This is a genomic window from Halomonas flagellata, from assembly GCF_022487945.1.
Classification (GTDB): Bacteria; Pseudomonadota; Gammaproteobacteria; order Pseudomonadales; family Halomonadaceae; genus Halomonas; species Halomonas flagellata.
On the sequence record NZ_JAKVPY010000063.1, the window covers coordinates 1 to 2,316 of the forward strand.

Below are 2,316 nucleotides of genomic sequence, written 5' to 3' on the forward strand. Positions count from 1 at the left end.
TCGTTAGGGTTTCACCCATGGCGGTTGGTCCTCCTGAATCAGGTTCTGCCAGGAACTCTCTGATTTATCAGTAGGATACCAACCGCCATCTTCATTTCCAGGGCTGCCCGGTGAATATCAGGGGATCAACAGTAACCTCTGCCACACTACTCTCCACTCCTATTCTTAACGTCCAAGCTCAGGCGCGTTGCCGCGTCAGCGGCGACGTCGGCTGGAGCACCTGGTTGGGCCGCCGCTATGGCTTACGCCCTCGAACGGCCCATGCACGGGCAATGAGGTGGATAGACCCATCCTTCGAAAGGGGGAGTTCGGATCGAATCCGCTCCCGGAGCACCGCGCGGCGATCGTCGCTCAACGACACTGCGTAGCCAGGCGCCGGCCCTTGTCCCCCGAGAAATGGGGACCAATAATCGTCGAAATCGCGGAAGTCGGTGGCGACATCGATCGGACATACCTCGACTTCGCTCAATCCGGCCTGCGCGAACAGTTCGGTAAGTGGTGTCGGTTGGCAGATCGGAAAGCGACGGCCTTCATCGAGGTCAATTGCCGAAGCGTCCAAGGCAACCGCCGCATTCCAGAAGTAACGCATCAGCTCCATTTTCCCAGCATAATCCCAGACATACGCCGCAACGACCGCGCCCGGACGCACAACCCTAGCCATTTCCGCAACCGTCTGGAGCGGCCGCGGCACGAAGTTCAAGACTAGGCCTGAAACGGCGGCGTCCAGACTCGCTGTATCCATGGGGAGTGACTGAGCGTCCCCGACCTCGAAGCGTACACATGGACTCGCGATGCGCGTCTTCGCGTACTCGGTGTAGCCGGGCGAAGAATCTATACCTATGACCGAGCTTGGATTTCCAGTCTCGATGATGGTTTGGGTCAAGGCACCGGTTCCACACCCGACATCCAACCAGGCCTTTTTTTCTGACACCGCTAGCCAGTCCAAAAACGCCTTGGCCACCTGTCGGCTCCAGCGCCCCACATAGGGTTCATAGAGGTCGCCAGCGGCCCAGACATCTTTCCGCTCAGAATTTTCCACGGTTATCTCCCTCTTCGCCTGTAGGATGAGGCCAACAGTTCAGCATTTGTTCAACACCAATCATCGCGCATGCATGCATAACATGGATGAACACGCAAGCAGCCTTTCCCGGCAGGGACGCTTTGGGTCGAAAGCCATCCATCAGAATAGACTAACATTCCTCGTTCGGCCATTATGCATAGTTATACATAACGGCCACAAGCGGACTCTCAGCGAGGCGAATCTGTCCCCCTCCTCGTTCTTTCTTTTCGCTTGCAAGAACGGACAATCTGCCCAATACCCCATCAGGTAGCTGGGCTGGAGGATGCTTTACCGCAGAGATGCCAGTGGCATGGCAGACAATGCCCAACCTAGTGACCCCACCGCAAATGTCTCTCTGTTCTGCTTTGTAGTCCTGTGGCGCCGGTCAAGGGGGCACAAAGACGGAGCAGGCTTATTTCCTTTGTGCATAGCTGTAGGGTCCCGGATGATCAAATGAGCTACATCACCTCTTTCTGCTCACCGGTTTTCGACCGGCTCTCCAGTCGAGAAGGGCCGCAACAACAAGCAAACTGAGTCCAGTCCATTCAAGCGCTTCGGGCACTTGGCCGTGCATACGGCTGATAACCAGAATGGCGCCCAGAGCCGCAATGAGGGTCGGCCAAATCATGCCATGCCGACGCCGGTTGGACCAAAATGCGATAGTCGCGCCTACGACAGCAATATCCACTGCGACAGACCAAGGGCCGGGTGGAATATCGACAGTGACACCTATGAGTGCGAGCAAGGCCGTTCCGTAAAGCAGGCCTTTGCACACCACGAGTGCTGCGATGACAGTTAAGCTTGGCAGAAAGCTCTGCCGGCCAGCACGGATCTTCATTGGCGTTCGTTCGGGCATACAGCACACCCCCACCACTCGCAGAACCCAACATCGACTCCACCATCAGCGGCTGGCCCATCGGTTTAACCTGAAAGAACAAGGTCTTAACCGACATCCCCCAATGACCACCAGTTCTGAGTATCAGAGTAGCGGTTCTGGGCCACGATGGCCATTCTGATGCCGATGCGGGTGGAAAGTACGGTCGTCGGCCAGAGCGGCTGGTGGCGAATGACGTTTTTCGGTGGCTGACAGGCAATTCTCTTGACACTGCCGGTCGACATCGATCAGGTCCCAGGGAAAACGCATGAAAAAACCTACACCGCGAGAATGTCTGCCAGATAGGTCTCATCCAGCGCCGCTTTCTTCTGTTTCCGCCGGATGCCGCCCTTGAAACGCGTCTCCCCTTTCAGGTAATTCA

Annotated in this window: 2 protein-coding genes; both read right to left on the bottom strand. The window is 56.6% G+C overall.

The genetic code is table 11. The features are described from left to right. Nucleotides 1-235: 235 nt before the first annotated feature. Nucleotides 236-1,039, bottom strand: a complete 804-nt coding sequence (locus tag MKP05_RS21080) for a class I SAM-dependent methyltransferase (protein ID WP_240570109.1) — start codon at nt 1,037-1,039, stop codon at nt 236-238. Nucleotides 1,040-1,523: 484 nt separating this feature from the next. Continuing rightward, nucleotides 1,524-1,898, bottom strand: coding sequence for a MerC family mercury resistance protein (locus MKP05_RS21085; RefSeq protein ID WP_240570110.1), 375 nt, complete (start codon nt 1,896-1,898; stop codon nt 1,524-1,526). Nucleotides 1,899-2,316 lie beyond the last annotated feature (418 nt).

Excerpts from the sequence above, each read along its gene's own strand:
- MKP05_RS21085 (WP_240570110.1), bottom strand. The coding sequence starts at position 1,898 with ATGAAGATCCGTGCTGGCCGGCAGAGCTTTCTGCCAAGCTTAACTGTC.